The following is a 22,381-nucleotide window of genomic DNA, read 5'->3' as shown; positions in this document are numbered from 1 at the left end:
CATGCCCGCGCCGAAGCACACCGCGCCGAAGGACCCGACGCCCGTCGCCGCCGTCCGGCACGACGACCGCCGCGTCAACATCCCCACCGTCGACGGTCAGGACTTCGTGGCAGACGAGGTCGCCGCGCCCGTGACCACCCGCTGGCCGCGACAGACCGAGCTCGACCCGCAGCTCGTGTGGCGCGGCAAGGACGCGCAGGCTGACGTGCTGGAGGTGACGACGCCCCCGATCTTCATCCAGGAGAAGATCGACCCCCGCGCGCTGGTGGAGAACCTCCGTCGCACCGCGCAGCGGCCGGAGGGCGAGCCCGAGGCCACGCTGTTCGAGTCCTTCGACGACCTCGGCCCGTTCGAGTCCGTCGAGTACTACCGGCACCGGTCCAAGTGGGCCAACCGCATGATCCTCGGCGACTCGCTCGCCGTGATGGCGTCGCTGGCCGAGCGCGAGAACCTGCGGGGGCAGGTGCAGGCCATCTACATCGACCCGCCGTACGGCATCAAGTTCGGCTCGAACTGGCAGCCGCGCGTGGACAAGCGGGACGTCAAGGACGGCAACCTCGCCGACATAGCGCGTGAAACAGAGCAGATCAAGGCCTTCCGCGACACGTGGGAGGACGGGATCCACTCCTACCTCACCTACTTGAGCGACCGGCTGCTGGTGGCGCGGGGGCTGCTGACGCAGTCGGGCAGCATTTTCGTGCAGATTGGCGAAGAGAATGCCCATCTAGTCCGGTCGCTTCTCGACGAAGTTTTCGGTGTAGAGAATTTCGTCAGCCAAATAGCTTTCGCTAAGTCGGGCGCAACCGATTCGGACGTTATTGCGCGCACTAGTGATTACATTATCTGGTTCGCGCAGGATCGAACGCAGATGAAAGTACGACGCTTGTGGTCCCCTCGCGTCGAACGGGGCGAGTCGACCTTCACGTGGCTCGAACTGGCAGATGGCACTTCCCGCCGCATGACTAGCGAAGAGCGGAGCGAACCGCAACGGCGACCTGTTGGCTCAAGAGCATTCCGTGCCGCTGACATCTCCAGCCAGGGCGCGTCGGCAAAAGCGCCTGAGGCCGTGCATTTCGCTGGACGCCAGTTTTTGCCATCGCCAGGTCGCCACTGGAGCGCGCCGACGGTTAGGCGAGCTATCGCGGCTGGACGCGTCGTGGCGCAGAAGACTGTGCTGGCGTACAAGCGATTCGAGGACGACTTCCCGCTTGCTCCACTCACGCACATCTGGTCCGACACGGTGCTCGGCACCTTCTCGGAAAAGCACTATGTGGTTCAGACCGCTTTTCGGCCTATCGAGCGCTGCCTCCTGATGGTGACGGACCCCGGTGATCTCGTCCTCGATCCCACGTGCGGCTCAGGCACGACTGCTTACGTCGCAGAGCAGTGGGGACGACGGTGGATCACCATCGACACCTCGCGGGTTGCCATCACCATCGCCCGGCAGCGCGTCATGGCCGCGCGGTTCCCGTACTACCTGCTGGCCGACTCTGCAGAGGGGGCTGCCAAGGAGCGCAGCCTCGGGACGCCGGCGGACGCCATCACCACCGCCCACGGGGACGACATCCGGCAGGGGTTCGTCTACAAGCGCGTTCCGCACGTCACCCTCAAGTCGATCGCCAACAACCCCGAGATCCGTGAGGGCATGACGCGCGCCGAGATCGACGCCGCCATCGCGCGGCACGCGGAGACGGAGACGCTGTACGACCAGCCGTACGAGAACCCGAAGAAGGTGCGCGTCGCCGGCACGTTCACGGTCGAGTCGCTGTCGCCGCACCGCTCGGCGTCGTTCGACGCGGCGTTCCCCGCCGACGCCGCCGCTCCGCGCGTCACGGACGTGGCGGCCGAGGACGTCTCGCCCACCTCGTCGTACGAGGAGACGATCTTCGACAACTTGCGGACCGCAGGCGTGCAGAACGGTCGCCGGAAGGAGCGATTGCTGCTCACGTCGGTGGACCCGTACCCGGGCCGGTTCGTGCAGGCCGTAGCGGCGGCGACGACCGAGGCCAACCTCGAGGCGGCGCGCGCGGTCTCGTCGACGGCGGAGCCCGCCACCCAGCAGGTGGCCGTCGCCCTCGGGCCGGAGTACGGCACGGTGGACGCGCGCATGGTGAAGGCCGCGGCGCGCGAGGCGTTGGCGATGCCGGGCGTCGAGATGCTGCTGGTACTGGGCTACGCCTTCGAGGCCAACGCGCTGGACGCCGTGGAGGAGGCGCAGCGCGAGGGCTTCGCCAACGTGGCGGCCGAGCACCGCCTGGGTCGGCTCCCCGTCCTGCTGGTGCGGATGAACGCCGACCTGGCGATGGGTGACGAGCTGCTGAAGAACTCGTCGGCCGCGAACCTCTTCACCGTCTTCGGGGAGCCCGACATCGACGTGCGAGTGACGGACGAGGGGGTCCTGGTCGAGATTCGCGGCATCGACGTCTACGACCCGACCACGGGGGACGTGCGCTCGAACTCGGCGGACGGCATCGCGCTGTGAATGATCGACACCGACTACGACGAGGAGAGCTTCTTCGTCCGGCACGCCTACTTCTCCGGCGGGCAGGACCCGTACAAGCGGCTGCGCACGTCGCTGAAGGCCGAGATCGACGAGGCCGCGTGGCAGTCGCTGTACAGCACCACGTCCCGCCCGTTCCCCCGCCCGACGAGCGGCAAGATCGCGGTGAAGGCCATCAACACGTACGGCGACGAGGTGCTCGTCGTCCGCGAGGTCCTCTGACGGATGTTCCTTACGTACCTCGACGAGAGCGGGAACACCGGCTCACGCCTCGACGACCCGGACCAGCCCGTACACTGGCTCGTCGCCGTGCTGGTGCCCGAGGAGCAGGTGCTCCCGCTCGCCGCTGCCGTCGATGCCGTCGTCGCCGCGCACGTCCCGCAGGACCCCCGCCGGGAGCTGCACGGGGCGGAGCTGTTCGGCGGCGACAAGCGCTGGCGCGGCGTGCCACCCGGCACGCGGCTGGAGGTGTACGAGGAGGCGCTGAGGCTCCTGCAGGCCCACGGCTGCGCCGTGGCGCACGCCTCAGTCGACAAGCGGCGGCTGGCAGCCCGACACCTCCGCCCGCACCCACCGCACCTGCTGGCGCTGCAGTTCCTCGTCGAGAAGCTCGACGGGTACCTGGCCTACCAGCGAGACCCGCTGCGGCAGCGCGCACTGCTCGTCGCCGACGAGACCAACGAGCACGAGGCGTTCGCGCTCGACATGGTGAAGGGTCTGCAGGCGACGGGCGCGGGCGTGGTCGCAGGTCGCCAGCTGCGGCACATCGTCGACACCGTGCACTTCGTGCGTTCGGAGACCAACCGGGGAGTGCAGCTCGCCGACCTGGCGGCGTATGGACTGGCGCGGGCTGAGAGGGTCCGCGACTCGATGTCGGCCGGCAACGTCGCACTCGTGCGACTGGTCGACGAGTACGTGCTCCCGCAGGTGCGGACGTACCGGATGCGCTGGCCCTGACGTGCGACGAGCCGCCCCTCGCGGAGCGGCTCGACGGTGGACCGGCGCACCTCGGTGACCCAAAGTGACCTGCGGCCCACCTCGCAGACTAGTTGCACAGCGGCCGCCGCGTCACCCGGAAGTCGCTCTGACTGCGACCGGGCCCTGCTCGTCAGGCCTCGGGACGGCCGTGCGGGTCGCTGGCGTTCAGGGTGGCGACGACCTCGTCGTAGTCCCCGCGGACCTCCGCGTGGCGGAGGAAGCCGACGCGCTCGACGAGGACCTCGCGCGGCTCCGGCTCCCGCTCGAGGATCGCCATCACCTCGGCGACGAACGCGTCGAGCGGCATGGCGATCGCGCTCTCGCGCTGACCCGGCAGCAGGTCCGTGGCCACCGACGGCGGGACGATCTCGACGACCCGCACGCCGGCGGGTGCGAGCTGCAGGCGGATCGATTCGCTCAGCATGTGCACCGCGGCCTTCGTCGCGTTGTACGTCGGGGTCGCGGCCAGCGGGACGAAGGCCAGGCCCGAGGAGACGGTCACGATCGTCGCGTCGGGCCGCGTGCGCAGGTGCTCGACGAGCCCCGCCACGAGCCGGACCGGGCCGAGCAGGTTCGTCGTGACCACCTCCTCGGCCGAGGCGAGGAAGCCCTCGGGATGGGTCCAGTCCTCGACGCGCATGATCCCGGCCATGGCGACGAGGGTGTCGAGCCCGGGGTGCTCGGCGACGACCCGTCGGCAGGCCGCCGCCACGCTCGTCGCGTCGGCGGTGTCGACGCGGACGGCGTGCAGGCCGGGGTGCTCGGCGACGATGCGCTCGAGCAGCTCCGTGCGCCGCCCGCCGATGATCACCTCGTTGCCGCGCTCGTGGAGGGCGAGGGCGAGGGCCAGGCCGATGCCGCTCGTCGCGCCGGGGATGAAGACGGTCTTCCCTGTGATCTGCATGGCGTCCAGCCTGCGCCGGGACGACGGGGGCCACCAGGACCGGGCGATCGGGGGACCGGCGGTCCCTGCCTGCGTCCTGTCGGGGCGGCGTCCACCGGCGTCATGATGCCGACGTGGACCGCGACGCCCTCGCCGACTTCCTGCTCGTGCACCGCTCGGCCCTGCGTCCCGAGGACGTCGGCCTGAGCCCGGGCGCCCGTCGTCGGACGGCCGGCCTGCGCCGCGAGGAGGTGGCGGGGCTCGCCGTCATCTCCACCGACTACTACACGCGCCTGGAGCAGCGGCGCGGACCGCAGCCCAGCGTCCCGGTGCTCGGCGCGCTCGCCCGGGCGCTGCGCCTGACGCCCGACGAGCGCGACTACCTCTTCCGCGTCGCCGGGCACAGCGCGCCGGACCGCGGGGAGGTGAGCGACTACGTCGCGCCCGGGCTGCAGCGCGTGCTGGACCGGCTCACCGACACACCGGCCCTCGTCATCGACCCGCTGGGTCGCACGCTCGTGCAGAACGACCTGGCCCGCGCGCTGCTGGGGGACGTCGCCGGGCTGCGCGGGTGGGAGCGCAGCGCCGTCTACCGCTGGTTCGTCCACCCCGGCAGCGAGCGGCTGCGCTACCCCAAGGAGGACCGCGACCGGCAGAGCCGCGCCCAGGTCGCCTCGCTGCGGGCCGCGCTGGGGACGGCGGGTCCGCGCTCGCAGGCCGCGGAGCTCGTGCGGGTGCTGAGCGCGCGCAGCGAGGAGTTCGTCCGGCCGTGGGCGGCGCACGAGGTCGCGCGCCGGTTCGAGGACCACAAGGTGCTCGTCCACCCGGAGGTCGGGCGCGTCGAGGTCGACTGCCAGGCCCTGTTCACCGAGGACGAGTCGCAGGCGCTGCTCGTCCTCACCGCCGCGCCGCGCAGCGAGGCGGAGGGCAAGCTCCGGCTGCTCGCGGTGCTGGGCACGCAGACCCTGGTGAGCTGACGGGCTCGGGCCCGACGAGGGGCCGCGGGCCCCCGCCCGGGGCCGCCCGGGCCGTTGCCGGCCGCTGCTACGGTCGACCACCGTGCCCCGCCCGACCGGACGACCGCGGACCGCCGGGGTCTCGCCCACCGGCCGCGGCACGCGCGAGGACATCCTCCACGCCGGCGCGCGCCTGTTCTGCACGGTCGGCTACGGCAGCACGTCGACGCACGCGCTGGCCGAGGTCGCCGGCGTCCGGCAGGCCACGCTCTACCACCACTTCGCCGGCAAGCACGAGGTCCTCCTCGAGCTCCTGCTCGGCACGGTCCAGCCCTCGCTCGACGCCGCCCGCGCCCTGCTGGCCCGCGACGAGCCCGCCGCCGCGAGGCTCTGGGCGCTGGCGGCCGGGGACGTGCGGCTGCTGTCCGGCGGCGAGGACAACCTCGGTGCGCTCTACCTGCTCCCCGAGCTCGACGACGAGCGCTTCGCGCCCTTCCACGCCCGCCGCCGCGAGCTGGAGGAGGCCTACGCGGCCCTGGTCGCGCAGTGCGTGGCGGAGGCGGCCGACGACCCGGGCGCCACCGCCGCGGCCGGTCCGGACCACCTGGGCCGGCGCACCGCCCTCGTCCTCGGCCTCGTCGAGAGCGTCATCCTCCAGCGCCGCCGCGCCCCGGCCACGCTCGACGAGCGCACCCCCGCGCTCGTCGCCGACGCGGTCCTGGCGGTCGTCGGCGTTCCGGTGGGGAGGCGCGGGGAGGCGGTGTGAGGGGGTCGTAACACGATCGTTTCGTCGCGGACCCAGCGCGGTGACGTCGGCGCGGATGAATACGGGTCGAACGACAGAAACGTGGTGACGGATCGCCGTCACGCACGCCCTGTCGCCGGACCCGTCCTCGCGCCGCGACCCGCTGGAGCCCGCATGATCATCGCCGGAGTCGGACTGACCGTCCTCGTCGTCCTCGCGGTCGGCATCGCCGTCGCGCGCAAGATCGACGGGGACAGCGCGCACTTCCTCGTCGCCGGCCGACGGCTGGGCGTGCCGCTCGTGGCGGTGTCGCTCACCGCGGCGGCCGTCGACTCGAACGCCACCGTCGGCAACACCGACCTCACGTCGCAGTTCGGCTTCTGGTCGGGGGCGTCGCTGGCCATCGGGCTGGCGATCTGCCTGCTGCTGACCGGGCTGTTCCTCGCGCGGCCGGTCAACCGCATGAAGCTGTTCACGCTCGCCGACTTCTTCCGCATCCGGTACGGGCGGCCCACGGAGGTCGTCGCGTCGCTGGTCATGCTGCTGTCGTTCGTGACGCTGCTGGCCGGGAACCTCGTCGCCTGCGGGTTCCTGCTCGAGCGGTTCGCGAACGTCCCGTACGCCTGGGGCGTGGTGCTGTCGGTGTCGCTGGTCCTGGCGTACACCGTCGCGGGCGGGCTGTTCTCCGACGCCTACACCGCCGCGATCCAGACGACGATCACCGTCGTCGCGTCCGTCGCGCTGCTCGGCTGGGTCGCCGTCAGCTACGGGATCGTCGTGCCCGACGGGCTGGGGCCGTTCGACGTCGGGCAGCTCACGGACAGCGCGCAGGGCGCCCCCATCAACTGGGCCACGCTCGTCGCGCTCGGCATCGGCGACATCGTCGCCATCGACTTCATGCAGCGGATCTTCGGCGCGAAGAGCCCCGAGGTGGCCCGCCGCTCGTGCTTCGTCGCCGCCGGCTTCACCGCCGCGATCGGCACGGTGTTCGCGCTCGTCGCGCTGACCGCCAGCGCGGTGCTCGGCATCTCCGTCGACGACGGGCCGGTGCTGTTCACCCTGCTCGCGGACTACGCGCCGCCGCTGCTGGCCGTCCTCGTGCTGTCCGGGATCGTCGCCGCGTCCTTCTCGACCGCCTCCGGGGCGATCCTCGCGACCTCGGCCGTGGCCGTGCGCAACCTCTTCCAGCAGCGGCGCATCGTCGTCGGCGGGCCGGACCCGCTGCTGCGGTGGACGCGCCTGGCCATGGTGCCGATCTGCGTGCTCGGCTGCGTGCTGGCGATCCGGGTGTCCCAGACGGGGATCCTGCTGACGCTCGCGTTCGACCTCATGCTGGCCTGCCTCGCCGCGCCCTTCGTCATCGGGCTGTTCTGGCGGCGGCCCGGGGCGGTCGCGGCGCTCACCGCGGCGGGCGTCGGCCTCGTCGTGCGGCTGGTCCTCCTCGCCCTCACCCCGACGCTGTACGGCGTCCCGAACGACCTGCTGTACGTGCCCAACGACCTCGTCGGCGCGGGGTTCGACGGGTGGGCGACCCTGGTGGCCGGGGTGATCGGGTTCGGGACGTTCGTGCTCGTCGGGTACCTGCGGCCGCGGCCGGAGAGCGAGCGGCTGTCGGAGGCCGAGCAGGTGCTCGACCTCGAGCGCGAGCTCGAGCGCGAGGGTGCCCTGCCGGTGGCCGTCGAGGCGCCGACCCCGGCCCGCACGGCCTGACGCGAGGCCGACACGGTCTCCCACTCCTGACGCGACGGCGGTCCCCCCGGCGGGGGCCGCCAACGCGCGTGTCCCGCCTCAGGCCTCCCGCGCCGCCGCCTCCTCGATGCCGTCGAGCAGGACGTCCAGGCCGAAGGCGAAGGAGTCGCCGAACGCGTACCCCGGCTGCAGGACGTGCTGCGTCGTGAGCTCGACGAGGTGCGGGAACGCCCCCGGCGGCAGCCCGCCGACGATCGCCTCGGCCAGCGCGGGCAGGTCCGCGTCGTCGTGCACGGGCAGCGTCGCCTCCTGCAGCGCGAAGCCGTAGACGTAGCTGTCGAGGACCGCGTAGGCGTGCGCCGTCAGCGGCAGCGACAGGCCGCCGCGCCGCAGCGTGCCGAGCACGGCGTCGTGGTGCCGCAGCGTCGCCGGGCCGGGCGTCGTCCGCGTCTCCAGCAGGGGCACCGCCCAGGGGTGCCGGCGCAGCACCGCCCGCAGCGCGTGGCAGCGCACCCGCAGCGCCTCGCGCCACCCGACGTCCGTCGGCGGGTCCTCCACCTCGGCGAACACGAGGTCGACGAGCCCGTCGAGGATCGCCTCCTTGCCCGGCACGTGGTGGTAGAGCGTCATCGGCTTCACGTCGAGGGCCGCCGCCAGCCGCCGGATCGTCAGCGGCTCGATCCCGTCCGCGTCCGCCAGGGCGAGGGCGGCCGCGAGGACCCGGTCGCGCGTGAGCGCAGGCCGTCGACCGGTGCCCCTCGGCTCCCCGGTGCCTGCCGCCATGCCCGTCCCTCTCCGACGGCCGCCGTCGCTCGTCGTCCCCACGCGGCCCTGGACGACCGTACTAAGTACGAGTACGGTCCGCCACATCAGTGGTCGTACTTTGTACGGGAGGAGCGGGGCATGGACGTGGTCGCGGTGCCGACGCGGATGGAGGCCGTCGTGCAGCGGCGCTACGGCGGGCCGGAGGGCTTCCGGGTGGAGGAGGTGCCGACGCCGGTGCCCCGGGCGGGTGAGGTGCTCGTCGAGGTGCACGCCGCGGGTGTCGACCGCGGCGTCGCTCACCTCGTCGCGGGGGACCCGGCGGTGGTGCGGCTCGTCACCGGCCTGCGCTCGCCGCGTCAGCCCGTGCCGGGGATGGACCTGGCCGGCCGGGTGGTGGCGCTCGGGCCCGGGGTGACGGACCTCGCCGTGGGCGACGAGGTGCTGGGCACCGGCAGGGGCTCCTTCGCCCCCTACGCGCGGGCCCGGGTCGACCGGCTGGTGCGCCGGCCGGCGGGCCTGGACGTCGTGGCGGCCGCGGCGCTGCCGGTCTCGGGGCTGACCGCCCAGGGGGCGGTCGACGACGTGGCGGCGGTCCGGGCCGGCCACCGGGTCCTCGTGCTCGGTGCGTCCGGGGGCGTCGGCACCTACGCGGTGCAGCTCGCGGTCGCCGCCGGGGCCGAGGTGACCGGCGTGTGCAGCGCGGGGAAGGCGGACCTCGTCCGGGCGCTCGGCGCCCACCGGGTGCTCGACCACGCGCGCGAGGACGCCACGGCGGGCGACGAGCGGTACGACGCCGTCGTCGACATCGGCGGCCGGACGCCGGTGCGCCGCCTGCGCCGGGTGCTGACGCCCGCGGGGACCCTCGTGCTCGTCGGCGGGGAGGGCGGTGGCCGGCTCACGGGCGGCCTCGGGCGGCAGCTCGCCGCCGCGGCGACGTCTCCCTTCGTGCGGCAGCGCCTCGTCATGCTGGTTGCGACCGAGCGGCGCGAGGCGCTGGGGCGGCTGGTCGCGCGGGTCGTCGCCGGGGACGTGGCACCGGCCGTCGGGCGCACGTACCCGCTGGCCGCGGCGGCCGAGGCGGTGGCCGACCTCGTCGCCGGTCGCACCCGCGGCAAGTCGGTCCTCGTCGTGCGGGAGGGGTGAGGGGCGCGACCCTACGCTGGGCCCCGTGGCAGCCACGATGCGCGACGTCGCCGCGCTGGCGGGCGTGTCGGTCAAGACCGTCTCGCGCGTGGTGAACCTCGAGCCGCACACCCGGCCGGAGCTCGTCGCGCGGGTGCACGCCGCCATCGCGGAGCTGGGCTGGGTGGCCAGCGGCGCCGCGCGCACCCTGCGCACGGGCCGGACCGGCATGCTCGGCGTGGGCGTCGCGGAGCTGCGCCGGCCGTACCTCGCGACGCTGGTCGAGGCGCTGGTCATCGAGGCGGAGCGGCGGGGCATGCCCGTCGCGGTGGAGCCCCTGCACGGGGACCCCGGGCGGCTGCGCGCCCTGCTGGCCGCGCGGGGACGGTCGGTGGACGCGGTCGTGCACGTCGGTCCGCTGCCTCCGGGCGCCCCGCTCGACGAGGGTGCCGCCGACCGGCCGCTGGTGGTCGTGCAGGGCGGGCCGGTCGCCGTCGACGAGGTGCCGCCGGCCGTCCCCGTGGCGCTCGTCGACCGCGTCGACGAGGACGTCGTCCAGGCCGTGGTGCTCATCGCCCGGCACCTGGCGGTCATGGGGCGCCGACGGCCGGTGCTGCTGGGGCCGGACCGCGCGCACGGGCCGGCGGAGGACCGCGCGCGCCCGTCGGCGGCTCTGCGGGCCGCGCTGGCGGCCGCGGCGCCCGGCGCCGACCCCGCACCCGGCCCGCCTCTCGTCGCCCTCCCCGCGCCTGCGGACCGCGCGGCCGGCGCCCGCGCAGCGGTGGCGGCGCTGGCCGCGCACCCCGGGACGGACGTCCTGCTGTGCACGAACGACGAGGTGGCGCTCGGGGCGCTCGCGGGTCTCGCCGCGGCGGGCGTCATGGTCCCGCAGCAGGTCGCGGTCGTGGGCTACGACGCCCTCGACGACGGGCGGTTCTCGGCGCCGACGCTCACCACCGTCGACCCGGGGCCGCGTGCGCTGGCCCGGGCGGCCCTCGAGCTCGTGCACGACCGGCTCGTCGGCGCCGGTCCGGCGGGGCCGCGGACGCTCGTGCTGCCCGTGGAGCTCGTGCGCCGCGGGTCCACGCTGGGGGAGGCGGCCACGTGACGCGGCCGACGCTCGCCGACGTCGGCGCGGTCGCCGGGGTGTCGGCCAAGAGCGTGTCCAACGTGCTGCTCGGGCGGCCGGGGGTGTCCGCCGCCACGCGCGAGGCCGTCCTGGCCGCCGTCGAGCAGGTGGGCTACAGCGTCGACCTCGCGGGCCGCGGCCTGGCCTCGGGCCGTACCGGGCGGGTGGCCGTCGTCGTGCCCAACCTCTACCAGCCGTACTTCGCCGAGCTCGCCGAGCGGCTCATCCACGCCCTGGCGGCGCACGACCTGACCGCGACGCTGCGGGTGGCCCACGACGGCGCCGCCGAGCGCGACGCGGTCCTCGGCCCGGGCACCCGGGACGTCGACGGGATCATCCTCTGCCCGCACGCGCTCGTCGGGCAGCCCCTCGCCGACGCCGCGGCCCTGCGCCCGCTCGTGCAGCTCGGCAGCAGCCCCACACCGGGGGTCGACGGCGTGGCCATGGGCGAGCGGGAGGGCACGCTCGCGATGACGCGGCACCTGCTCAACGGCGGCCGGCGGCGGATCGCGCTGGTCTGGAACCACGCGCCCGGCACGACGCCGTCGGGCGACCGGTACGAGGGCTACGTCGAGGGGCTGGCCGAGCGCGGGCTCGCGGTGGACCCGGACCTCGTCGTGGCGGGGTCGGACTGGGACCGGCGGGCCTCGGGGTACGAGGCCATGACGGGCCTGCTGCGCACCGGCCGGTCCTTCGACGCGGCGCTGTGCGTGAACGACGCGATCGCGGTCGGGGTGCTCGGGGCGCTGCGCGCGCACGGGCTGCGGGTCCCGCAGGACGTGGCCGTCTCGGGGTTCGACGACACCGACGAGGCCGGCTTCACCGTGCCGGCGCTCACGTCGGTGAGCCCGGAGCAGGGGTCGATGGTGGAGGCGGCCGTCGGGATGCTCGTCGGGCGGCTCGCGGGCGACGACGGGCCGGCGCGCCACGTGCGCACGCACGCGCACCTCGTCGTGCGCGCCTCCACGGCGCCGCGCTCAGGCCGGCCGTCCCGCCCCGCGGGCGCGGAGCTGCCGACGGGTCGCACGGTGCGCGGAAAGCGCGTGCCGCCCTCTGCTGTTCGGTGCTTGACAACGCTGAACACGCGCCGCCGGGATCGTGGCCGTCGCCCCGTGAAGGAGTCAGCGTTGACCGACCTCATGGCCGCCCCCGTGGCCGCAGCCCCCGCCGTGCCGCTCGCGGCCGTCGCCCGGCACCGCCCGCTGGACCTGCGGTCGGTGCGCCTCGACCCGCGCAGCCCGCTCGGCGTGTGGCAGCGGCGCAACGCCGAGGCGACGATCCCGCACTGCATCGAGCAGCAGGAGCGCAGCCAGGACGAGCGCGACCACGGCGAGGGCGGTGCGCGGGGAGCGCGGGGAGCGTGTGGTCCGAGGGGTACGGGCGCGGAGCAGGACGGTCGTCGGCCACGGGGACCCCGATCGCGGCGCCTGCGCCCGGTGTGCCGGCGGGGCGCCTGCCGCCGACCGGTCTGCGAGGAATTTCTCAGCCGTCGCACAGCCGGGTTAAGGGTGCTGCGGCCCCCTCCCGCGCGACGGTGCGACCGGAGGCACGGGCATCCGGGCGAGGTGGGGGATCGCCTGTGCACGAGGCCCTACGACGGGCAGCCGCCGGGCCCTAGGGTGCAGGCACGCCGTCGAGGGGCGGGCGGGCGTGCCCGGTCCTGCTCGTCGTCGTCGCGTGCGGTCCGCAGGGGGCCGCCGTACCGCACCACCCCCGACGACGGGGGTCGAGCACGAGGAGTTCGATGGAGATCGCCGGCACCCTCCTGGTCGTGACGGTGGTGGTCGTGGCCGTGGTGGTCCTGGCCATCGTCGGGTTCACCTACGCCAAGGTCCGCTTCAAGATCGCGACGCCCGACGAGGCGCTCATCATCACCGGCCGCAAGAGCGGCACCCCGGTCATCAACCCCGAGACGGGCGACGAGAGCACCGACCTGTCGGGCCAGCGCGTGGTCATCGGCGGCGGCACGTTCGTCAAGCCGATCTTCGAGCAGGTCGCCCGCCTGTCGCTGGCCTCGCAGAGCTTCCCCGTCACGGCGGAGGACGCGACGACGAAGAGCGGCGTCGGCGTGACGCTGCGCTCGATCGCGGTCGTCAAGGTCGGCGGCACCGAGCGCATGGTGCGCGCCGCCGCCCAGCGGTTCGCGGGCCGCAACCAGGAGCAGGTCATCGAGCAGCAGACCAGCGAGGTCCTCGTGGGTGTGCTGCGCACGATCGCCGGCACGCTGACGGTCGAGTCGATCCTCTACGAGCGCCAGGACTTCTCCAAGGAGGTCAAGGACATCGCCGTGCCGATGCTGGCCGAGCGCGGGCTCATCCTGGAGAACTTCGAGATCCAGACGGTCGAGGACTCGGGCAACTACATCCGGAACCTCGGCCGTCCGCGCGCGGCCGCGGTCGCCCGCGACGCCGAGATCGCCGAGGCCCTGGCCAGCCAGGAGAGCACGCAGCGCTCCAACGAGGCGGCGGTGCAGATCGCGGAGTCGAACAAGGCGCTGGCGCTGCGCAACAGCCAGATCGAGCAGGAGACGGCCACGGCGCGGGCGGAGGCCGAGGCGGCCAAGGAGCGGGCCGAGGCCGAGGCGGCGCAGGCGGTCCTCATCCAGCAGGAGCAGGTGGCCGTGCGCCGCGCGGCCCTGCGCGAGCAGGAGCTGCAGACCGAGGTCCGCAAGCCCGCCGAGGCGCGCAAGTACGAGCAGGCGCAGGAGGCCGAGGCGCGCAAGTACGCCGCCGAGCAGGAGGCCGAGGCGGCCAAGACGGCCGCCATCCGCAAGTACGAGGCGGAGGCGCAGCGCACGACCGCGCAGGCCGAGGCCGAGGCGGCGGCGTCCCGGGCGCGGGCCGAGGCGGCGCTCGTCGAGCAGCAGCGGCGGGCCGAGGGTGCGCTGGCGCTGGCCAAGGCCGAGGCCGACGGCGTGCGCGCCCGCGGTGAGGCCGAGGCGGCGTCCGAGCGGGCGAAGGGCGAGGCACGGGCGGCCGCCATCAAGGCGGAGGCGGACGCGTACCAGACCTTCCCCGAGTCGGCGCGGCTGCAGATGGTGCTCGACGCGCTGCCGAAGGTCGCCCAGCCGTACGCGGACGCCCTGGGCGCCATCGACGGCATCACGATCATCGACAAGAACGGCGCGAGCCGCGTGACCGACCAGGTGTCGACGGGCGTGCAGGAGCTGACGGCGATGCTCAAGGCGCAGACCGGCATCGACCTCATGGGTCTCGTGCAGGGCCGGGGGTCGAGCAACGGGTCCGCCGGTGGCTCGTCGGCGCAGCCCGCCGGCGTGGGGTCCGGGTCGGGATCAGGATCGGGGTCGTCGTCCTCGTCGGCGTCGCAGGACGGGCACGGGCCGGACGGCGCGTGACGGGAGGGCCGGCACCCGTGCGGGTGCCGGCCCTCCCGCACCTCCGGCCGGTCGGCGGCACGACCGGCGTCAGCGGGGCCGCGCCCGGTACGCGGTCGGCGACTGGCCGTGGGTCCGCGTGAACTGGCGCGAGAAGTACAGCGCGTCCTCGTAGCCGGTGGCGCGCGCCACCGCGAGGACGGGCAGGTCGGTCGTGTCGAGCAGCTCCCGCGCGCGGGCCATGCGCAGGTCGGTCTGGTACCGCAGCGGGGAGACGCCGAGGTCGCGGCGGAAGCGCGCCGTGAGCTGCGAGGGGCTGAGGGCGACCAGGGCCGCGAGCGCCGCCACCGAGGTCCGCCGCGGCGTCGTCGCCCGCAGGTGGGCCACGGCCCGCTCGACCGGGTCGGTGGTGGCGTCGGTGCCCGGGCCGCGGTGGCCCGTGGCGGCGACGAGGGCCAGCGCGTGCCAGGCCGCCCCGGCGGCGCGCACGGCACCGGCGGTGGTGCCCTCGTCGAGCCCGTCGAGGGCCTGCGCGACGAGACCGGCCACGGGCGCGGGGTCGCGCAGGTGGGTCAGGGGCCGGTCGCCCGCCGCGCCGACGGCCGCGGCGACGAGCTCGTCGGCGTCCGGGCCCGTGACGTGCAGCCACCAGAGCGTCCACGGGTCGTCGTCGGCGGCGCCGTACGCGTGCGGCGCACCGGCCGGCAGGACGACCACGCCGCCGCGTGGGACGACGCGCCGGGCGCCGGCCGCCTCCACCCAGCCCGCGCCGCCCGCGCACACGAGCAGGACGTGCTCAGCGGCGCCCCCGGGCCGCGAGCGGCCGTGCCGGGCAGCGTGCGGGAACAGCCCGGCGTCCGTGACGACGAGCCGCCGCGTGACCGGCCGGGCCAGCGCACGGCGCACGACCGGGCGCGGGACGACGAGCATGCGCTGGCCGTTGAAGCCGTCGCGCCGGGCGGTGCTGTCGGCCTGATGCACCGTCGCTTCGTCCATGCGCGGCAGCCAATCGCCCATCGGCACGGGTGTCCAGCGGGCCTAACGTCGGGGGCGTGCTCACCGAGGAGTCCCGGATCGACCTGCCGCCTGCCCCGCCGTCCCTGGCCGACCGGCCGGTGCGGGGCTGGCGCGAGCCCGTCGTCATCGACACCTACGCGGTCGGCGAGCCCGGCCGCTACCCGGCCTACCTCGACCGCCGGGTGTACCAGGGCTCGTCGGGGGCGGTGTACCCGCTGCCGTTCGTCGAGAGCGTGTCGCGCACCAAGGCCCCGCGGACGTGGGACGCGGTGCACCTGGAGAACGCCTACGTCCGCCTCATGGTGCTGCCCGAGCTCGGTGGGCGGATCCACGTGCTCCTCGACCGGACCCGCGGGTACGACGTCTTCTACCGCAACGACGTCATCAAGCCGGCCCTCGTCGGGCTCACGGGCCCCTGGGTCTCCGGCGGGGTGGAGCTCAATTGGCCGCAGCACCACCGGCCCGGGACGTCCCTGCCGACGGAGACGGTCGTGGAGGAGGAGTCGGACGGGGCCGTGACGGTCTGGTGCTCCGACCACGACCCCTTCGCGCGGATGCAGGGCATGCACGGCGTGCGGCTGCGGCCGGGCAGTGCGCTGGTGGAGCTGCGGGTCGTGCTCGTCAACCGCTCGACGGACGTGCAGACGTTCCTGTGGTGGGCGAACGTGGCGGCGGCCGTCGGGCCGGACTACCAGTCGTTCTTCCCGACGGACGTCACGGTCGTGGCGGACCACGCCAGGCGCGCGATGACGACCTTCCCCGCGGCGCGTGGCCGGTACTACGGCGTCGACTACCCGGCCCGTCGGACGCCGGACCGCCCCGACGGCGACCACCTCGACCGCTACCGGAACATCCCGGTCCCGACGTCGTACATGTGCGTGGGCACGCAGGACGACTTCTTCGGCGGGTACGACCACGGCCGCCGCGCGGGGTTCGTGCACTGGGCGGACCGCCGCATCGCACCGGGCAAGAAGCAGTGGACGTGGGGCGACGCGCCCTTCGGGCAGGCCTGGGACGCGCACCTCACCGACACCAACGGGCCGTACGTCGAGCTCATGGCGGGGGTCTTCACCGACAACCAGCCCGACTTCTCGTTCCTGCGTCCCGGGGAGGTGCGGCGCTTCTCGCAGTACTGGTACCCGATCCAGGACGTGGGGCCGGTGCACCAGGCGACGCGGGAGGCGGCGGTCCGGCTGGACCTGGAGCCGGACGAGCCGGACGAGCCGGACGAGCCGGACGAGCCGGACGGGCCGGGCGGCCCGGGCGGGCCGGGCCCGACCGACGACGCCGATGCCGCCGGGGCGACGACGCGGGTGCGGATCGGCGTGGTCGTCACGGGCGAGCGGCCCGGCACGCGCGTGACGCTGCGGCACGGCGACGCGGTGGCGGAGACGCTCGTGCGCGACCTGGCGCCGGGCGCCCCGCTCGTCGCCGAGGTGGTGCTGCCGGGGCGCGTCGACCCGACCGCGTGCGAGGTGCTCGTCGAGCACGGCGACGAGGTCCTGGTGCGGTGGCGTCCGCGTCCCGCGCCGGCGGAGGTCCTCGATGCGGCGGACCTCCCCGCAGCCGCGACCGAGCCGTCGGCACCCGCCGAGCTCGGATTCGTCGACGAGCTGTACCTGACGGGCCTGCACCTCGAGCAGTACCGGCACGCGACGCGCTCGCCGGAGCCGTACTGGGAGGAGGCCCTGCGCCGCGACCCCGGGGACGCCCGCTGCCGCACCGCCCTGGCCGCCCGCCGGCAGCGCGACGGCCGGCTCGACGAGGCGGAGGCCCACCTGCGGGCCGCCGTCACCCGCCTCACCGCCCGCAACCCGAACCCCCGCGACGGGGAGGCGCACCACCGGCTCGGCGTCGTGCTCGCCCGGCTCGGGCGGACCGCCGAGGCGCGGGCGGCGTTCGGCACGGCGTCGTGGGACGCCGGGTGGGCGGACGCGTCCGTGGTGGCGACCGCGCGCCTCGACCTCGCCGAGGGGCGGGACGCGGAGGCCGACGAGGCGCTGGCGGCGCTGCTCGACCGCAGCCCGTGGCACGTCCAGGGCCGCGACCTGGCGGCGGTGGCGGCGCTCCGGCGGGGCGACGAGGACCGCGCCCGCGCCCTCGTCGCCGGCACGCTCGCGCGGGACCCCCTCGACGCGTGGGCCCGGGACCTGGCGGACCGGCTCGGGGTCGCAGGGCCGGACGGGCCGCCCCGCTGCACGGACGCCACGATCCTCCTCGACGTCGCGCTCGAGCACGCCTCGGCCGGCGAGGTCGCGGCCGCGGAGCGGGTGCTGGCGCGAGCCGCGGAGCTGCCGACGCCGTCGGGGCAGCGCAACGTCGCGCCGCTCGCGTGGGTGCACCGCGCGGACCTCGCGCTGGCCCGCGGGGACGGGGCGGCCGTCGACGCCGCGCTCGCGGCCGCCCGGGCGCTCGACCGCACGTGGTGCTTCCCGTCGCACCTGGAGGACGACGCGCTCACGCGGCTGCGGGCGGCGCGTCCGGCCGACGGGCTGCTCGCCGCGCTGCACGGGCACCGGCTCTACGCGGCCGGCCGCCGCCCGGAGGCGGTGGCGGCGTGGGAGGCCGCGCTCGTCGCAGACGGCGACGACCCCGTCGTGCTGCGCAACCTGGCCCTGGCGGCGCAGGAGGTGCAGGGCGACGCCGACCGCGCCGCGGACCTCTACGCGCGGGCACGCCGTGCCGCGCCCGACGACGCGCGCCTGCTGTACGAGGCCGACCAGCTCGAGGGGCGCCGCGGCACCGACCCGGCGGTGCGGGTCGCGGCCCTGGAGGCCCGGCCGGACCTCGTCGAGCAGCGGGACGACCTGTCCGTCGGTCTCGCCGAGCTGCTGACCGCCACCGGTCGGGCCGCCGACGCGCTGGCGGTGCTCGCGTCGCGGTCGTTCCAGCCCTGGGAGGGCGGCGAGGGCCGGGTGCTGGCGGCATGGGAGGACGCGCACGCGGCGCTGGCCCGTGCGGCGCTGGCGGCGGGCGCCGCGTCGTCGGCGGTGGCGCACGCCCGTGCGGCGCTCGAGCCCGTCCCCTCGTTGGGGGAGGCCCAGCACCCGCTGGCCGCCACGGCCGGGGAGCACCTCCTGCTCGGCGACGCGCTGTCCGCCGCCGGGCGCGATGACGAGGCCCGCGCGGCCTGGAACGAGGCGGCCGAGCAGGAGGGCGACTTCCAGGGCATGGCCGTGCAGGCCTGGTCGACCGACTCCGCGGCGGGGATCGCGGCCCTGCATCGGCTCGACCGCCACGACGAGGCCCGGCACCGCCGCGACGCCCTCGCCGCGTACGTCCAGGCGCAGGCGGGCGTGGTCGCACGCGTCGACTACTTCGCGACGTCCCTGCCGGAGCTGCTGCTCTTCGCCGAGGACCCGCAGACGACCCACGACCGCCGCGTGGCAGCCCTGCGGGCCGCCCTGTCGGCCCTCGACGAGGAGGAGGTCGGCAGCCGTGGGCGGTGACGCGATCGGGGTCACCGCGGGCTGGTTCACGCGGGGCGGGCGGCCGTGGTTCCCCGTCACCGGGGAGGTGCACTACTGCCGGGTGCCGCGCGAGCGGTGGGCCGAGGTGCTCGGGCACGCGCGCGCCGGCGGCCTCACCTCCGTCGCGACCTACGTGCTCTGGCAGGCGCACGAGCCCGAGCCCGGCCGGTTCCGCTGGGACGGGGACCGGGACCTGCGGGCGTTCGTCGAGCTGGCGGGCCGGCACGGGCTCGACGTCGTGCTCCGGCTCGGCCCGTGGGCGCACGGCGAGGCCCGGTACGGCGGGTTCCCGGACTGGGTCGTCGAGTCCGGCGTCCCCGCCCGCACCAACGATCCCGCGTACCTCGCGCTGGTCCGCCGGCTGTACGGGGAGGTCGTCGCGCAGGTGCGCGGCCTGACGCATCCCGACGGCGGCCCGGTCGTCGCGGCGCAGGTCGACAACGAGCTCTACGACGCGCCCGAGCACCTCGCCGAGCTGCGCCGCATTGCCGAGGACCTCGGCCTGCGGGTGCCGCTCTGGACCGCCACGGGCTGGGGCGGGGCGCGGCTCCCGTCGACCGTGCTGCCCGTGTACAGCGCCTACGTCGACGGCTTCTGGGAGGAGGACGACGTCGAGCAGCCGGCGTTCGCGCCCGTGCACTTCCGCTACAGCACCGTGCGCGACGACCTCGGCGTGGGAGCCGACGTCCGCGCGGCCCTGGACGGCACGGGGGCCGACGGCGAGGCCCCGGCCGGCGGCGGCGCGCCGGGGGGCGCGACCGCCACCTCGCCCACGACCCCCTTCGCCACCTGCGAGCTCGGCGGCGGGATGCACGTGGCCTACCACCGGCGGCCGCTCGTGGCCCCGCGCGACGTCGCCGCGCTCGCGCTGGCGAAGATCGGCAGCGGCTCGGCCTGGCAGGGCTACTACCTGTACGCCGGCGGGACGCAGCGCACCGGCCCGCACGGCACCGAGCAGGAGTCGCAGGCCACCGGCTACCCCAACGACGTGCCGACCCGCTCCTACGACTTCCACGCGCCCGTCGGCGAGCACGGCCAGGTCCGCGAGCACCACCACCTCCTGCGGCGGCAGCACCTGTGGCTGGCCGACGACGGCGAGGCGCTGGCGACGATGGGCGTGCACATCGGCGGCGGGTCCACCGAGCCGACGGAGCTGCGCTGGTCGGTCCGTTCGGGCGGCGGCCGCGGGTACCTGTTCCTCACGACGTACGCTCCCGCCGTCGACCCGCTGCCGGCGCAGCCCGGCGTCCGGCTCACGGTGCCGGTGGCGGGGGGCGACGACCTCGTCGTACCCACGCGGCCCGTCGACCTGCCGGCCGGCGTCTCCACGGTCTGGCCCCTGCGCCTGCCGCTCACCGACGACCTCGTCCTGCGATCGGCCACCGCCGAGCTCCTCACCCGCATCCGTGACGACGAGGGGCCGCTCGTCGTGCTCGTCGCCGTCGCAGGGGTGCCGGTCCAGCTCGTCCTCGAGGGCGACGTGCGGGTGGACCCCCGCGGGCCGGTGCCCGCGACGGGCGACGAGGGCCTTGTCGTCGAACGCGGCGACGGCGTGACGGTCGTGCGCGTGCGGCAGCCCGGGACCGCTCCGCTGCCCGCCGGCGGCACCGGGACGCTGCTCTGCCTGCCCGGGGTCCGCGTCCTCGTGCTCGACGAGACCGCCGCGAACGGGCTGTACCGGCTGCCCCTGGCGGGTCGCGAGCGGCTGGTCCTCGCCGACGCGCCGGTGCGGGTCGAGGACGGGCGGCTCGTCGTGCACACGTCCGAGCCGGAGGTGCGTCTGGCGGTCCTGCCGGCGCCGGGCGGGCTCGCGGTCGCGGGAGGCGATGTCGCGGTCCTCGACGAGCCGACGACGGACGGGCCGTGGACGACGTGGCGCCTGCGGACCGACGCCGCCGGGACCCGCCCGGTCGCCGCGGACCTGCACCCGCACGCCACCGCACCCGCGCCGCGCCGCGGCGGGCCCGCCGGTCGCCTCGCGGCGCCGGAGGACCTGTCCGGCGCGGCGCGCCTGCCGCTCACCCTCCCGCCGGAGGCGCTCGACGGCGTCGACCGCGCCCTGCTGCGGGTCACCTGGACCGGGGACGTGGGTCGGGCGCTCGTCGACGACGAGGTCGTGGGCGACCACTTCTGGCACGGTCGCCCGTGGGACGTCGACCTCACGCGGCACCGGGAGGCCGTCGCCGCGCGCGGTGTCACGCTGGAGCTCCTGCCGTGGCGCCGCACCACCGGCGTGTGGGTGCACCCGTCGGTCCGGGACGTGCCGGACGGGGTGCACGTCGAGAGCGTCGACGTCGTGCGGGTGGCCCGCGTGGTGCTCGAGGTGGGAGACGGCCGTGACGACGAGGGGACGGACGCATGAGGCCGACGATGGTGACGACGGGTGACGACAGCCGCGGCCACGGGCTCGTCGCGCACCCGCCCGGCGTGCCCGACCACCTGCCGCCGCGGCTGGCGATCACGCTGTGGGACTTCTCCTGGTACGTGCGCACGGGATCGGGCGAGCCGTTCGAGGACCTCGACGCCGCCTTCGCCCGCGCCCGGGAGCTCGGCTACAACGCCGTGCGCATCTGCGCGATGCCGTTCCTGCTGTTCCGCTCCGGGCTCGACACGTCCGCGCTGCGGCTGGGGCCGATCGGCGGGGGCTACGCGGGCCGGGTGCGCTGGTACGACGTGGCCGCGCCCACGACGCTCGACGTCCGCGCGCACCTCCTGGCCTTCTTCCGGGCGGCCGACCGGCACGGGGTGGTCGTCATCGCCTCGTCGTGGGAGTACCAGCAGAGCCCGGCCTTCGCCGCCGACCGCGCGTGGCACGACGCGCTGCAGGCCGTCCCGCCAGAGCGGCGGCTCGTCGAGCTGGGGGAGGCGATGGCCGACCTCGTCGACCTGCTCGTGGCGGAGGGGCTCGGTCATACGCTGGCTCTCGTCGAGCTGCACAACGAGGTCCAGGCCGGGCACCTGACGGCCGGGCTGCCGGGGCTCGAGGACCCCGTCGTCGAGCTGCGCGAGCGCCACGAGGAGGGCATCGCCGCGTTCGCCGCTCGGCACCCGGACGTGCTGTGCGGGCCGAACTACGCGGCCGTGCCGGTCACCGCGATGCGGGGGATCCCGCGCAACGCGACCGCGCTCGTCGTGCACCCGTACGTCCACGGCGTGCTCGACGACCTCGTGGCCGAGTTCGCGCTGCGCGGCGACCCCGCGGACTTCCCGCAGGCGCGCGCGGACGCCGAGCTGCTGCGTCCGGGGGCGCCCCGGCTGGCGGACTGGCGGCCGCCCGCCGACGAGGAGTGGAAGCGGCAGGCGTCGATCGTCGGGCACGCGGAGGTCTACGTGCACGACTGGTGCGACCCGGAGGCCGTCGACCGCTGGCTCCACGAGCGGTACGGCGCCCACCGGCTGGCGATGGCGCAGCGGCTGCGCGAGTGGATCGGCGTCGCCGCGGACCACGCCGCCCGGCTCGCCGTGCCGCTGGTGCTGGGGGAGGGCTGGGTCGGCTACACGCCGCGCGACTGCCGGTTCGAGGAGGGGCCGGTCGGCGCGGAGCTGTGCCGCGATGCCGTCGCGCTCGCGGACCGCGTCGGGGCCTGGGGGTCGGTGGTGTGCTCCAACGCGGCCCCGCACCACGCCATGTGGGCCGACGCGAAGCTGCAGCGGGAGTGCACGGCAGTGCTGCTGGGGGGCCGTCGGGAGTGACGTCCTCCCCACGGCGGGTGGCGGCCTGCTGTGGCGGGACGGGCCGCCGTCGATTGGTTCCGAGCAGTCGCGGGCGCGACCTCGGTCGCGGCGCTACGTC

Annotated in this window: 16 protein-coding genes; 13 read left to right on the top strand and 3 right to left on the bottom strand. The window is 75.4% G+C overall.

Annotation, left to right across the window (positions count from 1 at the left end):
* The first annotated feature begins 1 nt into the window (after position 1).
* Genes BM048_RS06365 through BM048_RS06360 form a run of 3 tightly spaced genes read left to right on the top strand, consistent with a single transcriptional unit; the run spans position 2 to position 3,457 of the window.
* Complete coding sequence (locus BM048_RS06365) at positions 2-2,482, top strand: site-specific DNA-methyltransferase (RefSeq protein ID WP_239078877.1); 2,481 nt, start codon at positions 2-4, stop codon at positions 2,480-2,482.
* The gene (locus BM048_RS18655; protein WP_239078876.1) at positions 2,483-2,722 is read left to right on the top strand and encodes a hypothetical protein; all 240 of its coding nucleotides are present in this window, start codon (positions 2,483-2,485) and stop codon (positions 2,720-2,722) included.
* Positions 2,723-2,725: 3 nt separating this feature from the next.
* Positions 2,726-3,457 carry a DUF3800 domain-containing protein gene (locus tag BM048_RS06360; protein WP_090031604.1) on the top strand — a complete coding sequence of 244 codons (732 nt, stop codon included), beginning with the start codon at positions 2,726-2,728 and terminating at the stop codon, positions 3,455-3,457.
* Positions 3,458-3,608: 151 nt separating this feature from the next.
* On the opposite strand, the gene BM048_RS06355 is transcribed toward BM048_RS06360, so the two are convergent.
* Positions 3,609-4,382: an SDR family oxidoreductase gene (locus BM048_RS06355; protein ID WP_090031603.1), complete on the bottom strand. Its 774-nt coding sequence runs from the start codon at positions 4,380-4,382 to the stop codon at positions 3,609-3,611.
* A gap of 113 nt (positions 4,383-4,495) precedes the next feature.
* Here BM048_RS06355 and BM048_RS06350 point away from each other — a divergent pair, with 113 nt between their 5' ends.
* The 3 genes from BM048_RS06350 to BM048_RS06340 all read left to right on the top strand — a co-directional run bounded on the left by BM048_RS06350 (position 4,496) and on the right by BM048_RS06340 (position 7,772).
* Entirely contained in the window at positions 4,496-5,338 is an 843-nt protein-coding gene (locus BM048_RS06350) for a helix-turn-helix transcriptional regulator (RefSeq protein WP_090031602.1), read from the top strand.
* 82 nt (positions 5,339-5,420) lie between these two features.
* Positions 5,421-6,083, top strand: a complete 663-nt coding sequence (locus BM048_RS06345; RefSeq protein ID WP_139224334.1) for a TetR/AcrR family transcriptional regulator — start codon at positions 5,421-5,423, stop codon at positions 6,081-6,083.
* A gap of 153 nt (positions 6,084-6,236) precedes the next feature.
* A complete protein-coding gene (locus BM048_RS06340) occupies positions 6,237-7,772 on the top strand; it encodes a high affinity choline transporter 1 (RefSeq protein WP_090031600.1) in 1,536 nt (511 codons plus the stop codon).
* 78 nt (positions 7,773-7,850) lie between these two features.
* Here BM048_RS06340 and BM048_RS06335 read toward each other — a convergent pair whose 3' ends face one another.
* Positions 7,851-8,534 (bottom strand): TetR/AcrR family transcriptional regulator, encoded by a 684-nt coding sequence (locus tag BM048_RS06335; protein WP_090031598.1) that lies wholly within the window; start codon positions 8,532-8,534, stop codon positions 7,851-7,853.
* A 120-nt stretch (positions 8,535-8,654) separates the two neighbouring features.
* On the opposite strand from BM048_RS06335, the gene BM048_RS06330 reads away from it, so the two are divergent.
* Genes BM048_RS06330 through BM048_RS06315 form a run of 4 tightly spaced genes read left to right on the top strand, consistent with a single transcriptional unit; the run spans position 8,655 to position 14,122 of the window.
* Entirely contained in the window at positions 8,655-9,659 is a 1,005-nt protein-coding gene (locus BM048_RS06330; RefSeq protein WP_203708883.1) for an NAD(P)-dependent alcohol dehydrogenase, read from the top strand.
* Positions 9,660-9,684: 25 nt separating this feature from the next.
* Complete coding sequence (locus BM048_RS06325) at positions 9,685-10,746, top strand: LacI family DNA-binding transcriptional regulator (RefSeq protein WP_239078875.1); 1,062 nt, start codon at positions 9,685-9,687, stop codon at positions 10,744-10,746.
* A complete protein-coding gene (locus BM048_RS18650) occupies positions 10,743-12,542 on the top strand; it encodes a LacI family DNA-binding transcriptional regulator (RefSeq protein ID WP_090031595.1) in 1,800 nt (599 codons plus the stop codon). Before BM048_RS06325 ends, BM048_RS18650 begins: the two co-directional genes overlap by 4 nt.
* Entirely contained in the window at positions 12,512-14,122 is a 1,611-nt protein-coding gene (locus BM048_RS06315; protein ID WP_090031594.1) for an SPFH domain-containing protein, read from the top strand. The genes BM048_RS18650 and BM048_RS06315 overlap by 31 nt, the downstream gene beginning before the upstream one ends.
* A gap of 69 nt (positions 14,123-14,191) precedes the next feature.
* Here the strand turns inward: BM048_RS06315 and BM048_RS06310 are convergent, their stop codons facing one another.
* Entirely contained in the window at positions 14,192-15,097 is a 906-nt protein-coding gene (locus tag BM048_RS06310) for an AraC family transcriptional regulator (protein ID WP_090031593.1), read from the bottom strand.
* 56 nt (positions 15,098-15,153) lie between these two features.
* Between BM048_RS06310 and BM048_RS18645 the strand changes: the two genes are divergently transcribed.
* The 3 genes from BM048_RS18645 to BM048_RS06290 are packed head-to-tail and all read left to right on the top strand — an operon-like array spanning position 15,154 to position 22,281.
* On the top strand, positions 15,154-18,567 hold the full coding sequence (locus BM048_RS18645; RefSeq protein WP_239078874.1) for a DUF5107 domain-containing protein: 3,414 nt from the start codon (positions 15,154-15,156) through the stop codon (positions 18,565-18,567).
* Positions 18,557-20,950, top strand: a complete 2,394-nt coding sequence (locus BM048_RS06295; protein ID WP_090031591.1) for a beta-galactosidase — start codon at positions 18,557-18,559, stop codon at positions 20,948-20,950. Before BM048_RS18645 ends, BM048_RS06295 begins: the two co-directional genes overlap by 11 nt.
* Positions 20,947-22,281: a cellulase-like family protein gene (locus tag BM048_RS06290; protein WP_090031589.1), complete on the top strand. Its 1,335-nt coding sequence runs from the start codon at positions 20,947-20,949 to the stop codon at positions 22,279-22,281. The genes BM048_RS06295 and BM048_RS06290 overlap by 4 nt, the downstream gene beginning before the upstream one ends.
* The last annotated feature ends 100 nt before the right edge of the window (positions 22,282-22,381 follow it).

This window comes from Cellulomonas marina (genome assembly GCF_900111925.1).
In the GTDB taxonomy this organism is placed as follows: Bacteria; Actinomycetota; Actinomycetes; order Actinomycetales; family Cellulomonadaceae; genus Cellulomonas; species Cellulomonas marina.
The sequence above is the reverse complement of the archived record's forward strand: the minus strand, read 5'-3'. Positions and strand labels throughout refer to the sequence as shown.